Origin of the sequence: Methylobacterium ajmalii (assembly GCF_016613415.1) — a bacterium.
Lineage (GTDB): Bacteria > Pseudomonadota > Alphaproteobacteria > Rhizobiales > Beijerinckiaceae > Methylobacterium > Methylobacterium ajmalii.
In genome coordinates this window covers 1-5,269 of sequence record NZ_JACWCT010000176.1, presented here as the reverse complement: position 1 = coordinate 5,269, position 5,269 = coordinate 1, and the positions used below count along the sequence as shown (strand labels likewise).

The window sequence follows — 5,269 nt, the reverse complement described above, 5'->3', positions numbered from 1 at the left end:
CTCGGGCCTGGACTTCTTCGGCACCGTGCGCGGCCGCCTCGGCTACGCCTGGGACCGCACCCTCGTGTACGCCACCGGCGGTTTCGCCTACGGCTCGGGCGGCGGCCAGGACTTCGGCCTGCCGAACAGCTCGCGCGACAACTTCCAGACCGGCTGGGTCGTCGGCGGCGGCGTCGAGTACGCTCTGCCCACCGACTCGTTCTTCAACTTCTTCCGCTCGTCGGCCGTGACCCTCAAGGTCGAAGGCCTGTACGTGAACCTGGATCAGGGCAACCGCAACAACGGCGTGTTCGCCCAGACCGCCAACGGCACGCAGTACTCGGTGTTCTCGCCGAGCGTCGTGTCGGTCGGCCCGGCCAACCTCTACCGTCGCGAGACCGAGTTCGCGGTCGTCCGCGCCGGCCTGAACTACAAGTTCAACGGCTTCTAGTCTGAACTCTCCGTCCCCGGACGGAGCGGAGCCCGGCCTCACGGCCGGGCTCTTTTTTTATGCTTACGCCCCCGTCGGTACCTTCACGCTGAACTTCACCTCGCGCAGGGCGAAGTTCGAGTGGATCTGCTGCACCGCCGGGCAGGAAAACACCGCCTCCTGCAGGAAGCGCTCGTAGTGCTGCGCGTCCCGCACCACGACCCGCAGCAGGTAATCGGCCTGGCCGGTGGTCGAGAAGCATTCGAGCACCTCGGTCCGGGCGCCGACCACACGCTCGAACTCCGCCACCCCTTCGCGGTCGTGCTTGGCGAGGGTGACGTGGGCGAAGACGCACTGGCCGTGATCGAGGGCCGCCGCATCGACCAGGGCGACGTAGCCGCGGATGACGCCGCGCTCCTCCAGCGCCTTGAGCCGCCGCCAGGTCGGCGAGGTCGAGAGGCCGATCCGTTGCGACAGGTCCTGCACCGACAACCGGGCATCGTCCTGCAGGGCATCGAGGATCGCACGCTCGAAGCGATCAGGCAGCTCTCTGCGCTCAGGCATAGGCATGTCCCGTAACGGCGATTTCACGCCTTTTCGTACCTCTGTCAGCCCTTGAAGGGAAGCAGACAGGCAGGTTCTCCCCTAAGCTGCGGCATAGGCTGGTGCCCGAGGAGATCCCGCCGATGCCCGAGCTCGACCGCGCCTACCGCCTCGACGACCGCTTCGACCGGAGCGTCGGCCGGGCCTACATGACCGGCACGCAGGCCCTGGTGCGGCTCCTCCTGGCCCAGGCCGCGATCGACCGGCGCGACGGGCTCGCCACCGCCGGCCTCGTCTCCGGCTATCGCGGCTCGCCGCTCGGCGCCGTCGACCAGGAATTGTGGAAGGCCAAGGAGCGCCTGGCGGCGGCCGGCATCCGCTTCCAGCCGGGCATCAACGAGGACCTGGCAGCGGCCGCCCTGCTCGGCAGTCAGCGCGTCGCCCTCGATCCGGCCGCCACCGTCGAGGGGGTGTTCGGCCTCTGGTACGGCAAGGGCCCGGGGGTCGACCGCTCCGGCGACGCGCTCAAGCACGGCAACGCCTATGGCAGCTCGGCGAAGGGCGGCGTGCTGGTCGTCGCCGGCGACGATCACGGCTGCGTCTCGTCCTCGATGTCGCACCAGAGCGACCTCGCGCTCGCGGCCTGGCACATGCCGGTGATCCACCCGGGCAGCCTCGCCGAGTACGAGGCGTTCGGCCTGTGGGGCTTTGCCGCCTCGCGCTTCTCCGGCGCCTGGGTCGGGTTCAAGGCGATCTCCGAGGTGGTGGAGGGCGCCGCCTCGGTCGACCTCGCGCCGCTGCCGACCTTCACCACCCCCGCCTTCGTCCCGCCGCCCGGCGGCCTGCACATCCGCTGGCCCGACCTGCCGAGCCTCGCCATCGAGGCGCGGGCGCTGAAGAAGCTCGACGCGATCCGGGCATTCGCCCGCGCCAACCCCCTCGACCGGCTGGTGGTGGCACCCGAGCGTCCCCGCCTTCTCGTCGTCACCGTCGGCAAGGCCCACGGCGACGCGATGGAGGCCTTTCGCCTCCTCGGCCACGACCCGGGTTCGCTCGCCGCCCACGGGATCGCGGTCCTGAAGGTCGGCCTCGTCCATCCCCTCAACGTCACGGGCATCGCCGGCATCGCCGCCGGGGTCGAGACCGTGCTGGTGGTCGAGGAGAAGGCGCCACTGGTCGAGCGCCAGCTGCGTGACGGGCTCTACGACCTCGCCCCCGAACGCCGGCCGTGCATCCTCGGCAAGCGCGACGGCGCCGGCTCGCCCCTGGTCCCGGAGGTCGAGGAGCTGCGGCCCTCGCGCCTGACCGCGATCCTGGCAGCGCGCCTCGACGCCCCCGGGGTGGCGGCGCGGGTACCGTCGACGCCGTCGCCGCCTGCCCCCTCGGGGCCGCTCCCGGTGCGCACGCCGTATTTCTGCTCCGGCTGCCCGCACAACACCTCGACCCGGGTGCCGGAGGGCTCGCAGGCCCGCGCCGGCATCGGCTGCCACTTCATGGCGAACTGGATGGAGCGCGACACCACCGGCATCGTGCCGATGGGGGCCGAGGGGGTCGACTGGACCGGCCAGGCGCCGTTCACCCGCCAGGCGCACGTATTCCAGAATCTCGGCGACGGGACCTATTTCCATTCCGGCCACGTCGCGATCCGGCAGGCGATCGCGAGCGGCGCCAACATCACCTACAAGATCCTCTACAACGACGCGGTGGCGATGACCGGAGGCCAGCCGGTCGACGGGGTGCTGACCGTGCCGCAGATCACCCGCCTGGTGAGCGCCGAGGGCGCAGCCCGCGTCGTGGTGGTGTCGGACGATCCCGACCGGGTGGCGCAGGCCACCGCCCGCGATCCCCTCGGGCCCGGGGTCACGCTCCATCACCGCGACGACCTCGACGCGGTGCAGCGCGAGCTGCGCGAGACCCCGGGCGTGACCGTGCTCGTCTACGACCAGACCTGCGCCACGGAAGCGCGGCGGCGGCGCAAGCGCGGCCTCGCGCCCCAGCCGGCGCGGCGTGCCGTCATCAATCCCCTCGTCTGCGAGGGCTGCGGCGACTGCCAGAAGAAGTCGAACTGCCTCTCGGTCGTGCCGCTCGAGACCGAGTTCGGCGTCAAGCGCGCGATCGACCAGACCGGCTGCAACAGCGACCTGTCCTGCCTCAAGGGCTTCTGCCCGTCCTTCGTGACGCTGGAGGGCGCGAAGCCCCGCCGCCGCCCGGGCGTGGCGGTCGCCCCCGAAGCCGTCGCGGCCCGGGCCGCCGCCTTGCCCGAGCCCGACGTGGCCCTTGGCCCCGAACCCTACGAGATCCTGGTCGCCGGCGTCGGCGGCACCGGTATCGTCACGGTCGGCGCCCTCGTCACCATGGCGGCCCACCTCGAGGGGCGCGGCGCCAGCGTGCTCGACTTCATGGGCTTTGCCCAGAAGGGCGGTCAGGTGCTGTCCTTCGTGCGCCTCGCCGCGAACCCGGCCGGGCTCCATCAGGTGCGGATCGACCGCGGCCGCGCCGATGCGGTGCTGGCCTGCGATCTCGTGGTGGCGGCGAGCGCCGACGCCGCGGCGGTGATCGACCCCGCCCGCACCCGCATCGTCGCCAACACCCACGAGATCCCGACCGGCGCGACCCTGCGGGATCCCGATGCCCGCATCGACACGCGGATGCTTGAATCCCTGCTCGCCCGCCGGGTCGGCCCGGGAGCGCTGAAGAGCCTCGACGCGCAGGCGCTGGCCGAGCGGCTCGTCGGCGACGCGCAGGCTGCCAACGTCCTGCTCCTCGGCTTTGCCTGGCAATGCGGGCTGGTGCCGGTCTCGCTCGCCGCCCTCGACCAGGCGGTGACGCTGAACGGCGTCGCGGTGGCCGGCAACCGCCTCGCCCTCGCCTGGGGCCGGCTCGTCGCCGCCGACCCGGCCTTCGTCGCCGCGCAAGGCGTGACGGCGCCGGAGCCGGAACCGGACCTCGACGGCCTGGTGGCACGTCGCGCCGCCTACCTCGCCGAGTACCAGGACGCGGCCTACGCGGCGCGCTACCGCGCCCGGGTCGCGACGGTGCGGGCGCAGGCCGGCGAGGCGGCAGCGGACGCCGTCGCCCGCTCGCTGTTCAAGCTGATGGCGATCAAGGACGAGTACGAAGTCGCCCGGCTCCAGTCCGACCCGGCCTTCCACGCCCGGCTGGCGGACGAGTTCGAGGGCCCGGTGCGGCCGACCTTCCACCTCGCCCCGCCCTTCCTCGCCCGCCCCCGGCCGGGCGAGAGCGAGCCGCGCAAGATCGCCTTCGGCCCCTGGCTGCTGCCGGTCCTGCGCGGGCTCGCCCGTCTCAAGGGCCTGCGCGGCACGCCCCTCGATCCCCTGCGGCTGATCGCCGAGCGGCGCGAGGAGCGGGCGGTGCTCGCCGAGTACGAGGCGCAGATCGACGCGGCGCTCGCCCTCGTGGGCCGGGCGGATGCGGACACGGTGCGCGACCTCTTCGCCGCCCCGCAGGCGATCCGCGGCTTCGGCCCGGTCAAGGCGCGGGCGATCGCGGCCTGGCGGAGCCGCAGCGCCGGGCTCCTCGCCGCGGCCCGGACCGGCAACGACGCGGCGGCGCCGCTCTCGCGTGCCGGGTGAGGCGCCCCGGTCGCGCCCAAGGCCTCCCGCCTGCGTCGGCCGGCCGGATTGCGGCGGGCCGGGCCCTCGCGTAGGCGAGGGCCCACGATCCGACAGACGCCACAGGTTGCCAGCCCATGCGCCGCCGTACCCGCTCCCTCCTCGGGGCGATCGCGATGATCGCCTTCGTGATCGTCTACGCGCCCCTCGCCATGGCGCTCGCCGACAGCCGCATCGCCGAGACGCCGGCGGTGGTGCAGTCGGTGCTGTACGCGATCCTCGGCATCGCCTGGATCTTCCCGCTGATGCCGCTGATCCGCTGGATGGAGCGCCCCGACCGCGATCCGGCCTGAGGACTTCTTCACGAACCGGGTGGTTCAGGCCGGCTTTTCGCCCAAAATGCCTGCCAGGGACGGCGGCAATTCCCCACGGCCCGCGCTCGCCCGCGCCCCGTGCCTCCCCGCTCGAACCCGCAAGGCAGCCCCAGGCCCATGCGCCACGCGCTCGCGTTCCTCCTTCTCGGCCCCCTCTGCCTCGGTTCCGGCGCCGCGCAGGCGCAGGGCGTCCCGCGCTCCGTCGGGGAGTGCGAGCGCATCAAGGGCGACCTCGCCTACAACCAGTGCCTGTCGCTGTTCGGCCCGGCGGCCAAGAACGTGGCGGCGGCCGCCGCCGCGGTCTCCGCGGCGATCCCGCGCCTGCCCCTGCCGCCGGCGCTCGCCGAGGCGACGGCCGAGCCGGCCCCGCG

At 73.1% G+C, this 5,269-nt stretch carries 5 protein-coding genes; 4 read left to right on the top strand and 1 reads right to left on the bottom strand.

Annotated elements, in window-relative coordinates:
• A partial coding sequence (locus HPY23_RS30660) for an outer membrane protein (RefSeq protein ID WP_420891350.1) occupies positions 1–430 on the top strand: 430 nt, incomplete at its 5' end.
• 63 nt (positions 431–493) lie between these two features.
• On the opposite strand, the gene HPY23_RS30655 is transcribed toward HPY23_RS30660, so the two are convergent.
• The gene (locus HPY23_RS30655; protein WP_091883349.1) at positions 494–973 is read right to left on the bottom strand and encodes an Lrp/AsnC family transcriptional regulator; all 480 of its coding nucleotides are present in this window, start codon (positions 971–973) and stop codon (positions 494–496) included.
• Between the two features lie 122 nt (positions 974–1,095).
• On the opposite strand from HPY23_RS30655, the gene HPY23_RS30650 reads away from it, so the two are divergent.
• From HPY23_RS30650 to HPY23_RS30640, 3 genes are all read left to right on the top strand, one after another.
• Positions 1,096–4,545, top strand: coding sequence for an indolepyruvate ferredoxin oxidoreductase family protein (locus tag HPY23_RS30650; RefSeq protein WP_091883352.1), 3,450 nt, complete (start codon positions 1,096–1,098; stop codon positions 4,543–4,545).
• A 116-nt stretch (positions 4,546–4,661) separates the two neighbouring features.
• Positions 4,662–4,877, top strand: a complete 216-nt coding sequence (locus tag HPY23_RS30645) for a DUF2842 domain-containing protein (RefSeq protein WP_060846623.1) — start codon at positions 4,662–4,664, stop codon at positions 4,875–4,877.
• 138 nt (positions 4,878–5,015) lie between these two features.
• A partial coding sequence (locus HPY23_RS30640; RefSeq protein WP_200601743.1) for a hypothetical protein occupies positions 5,016–5,269 on the top strand: 254 nt, incomplete at its 3' end.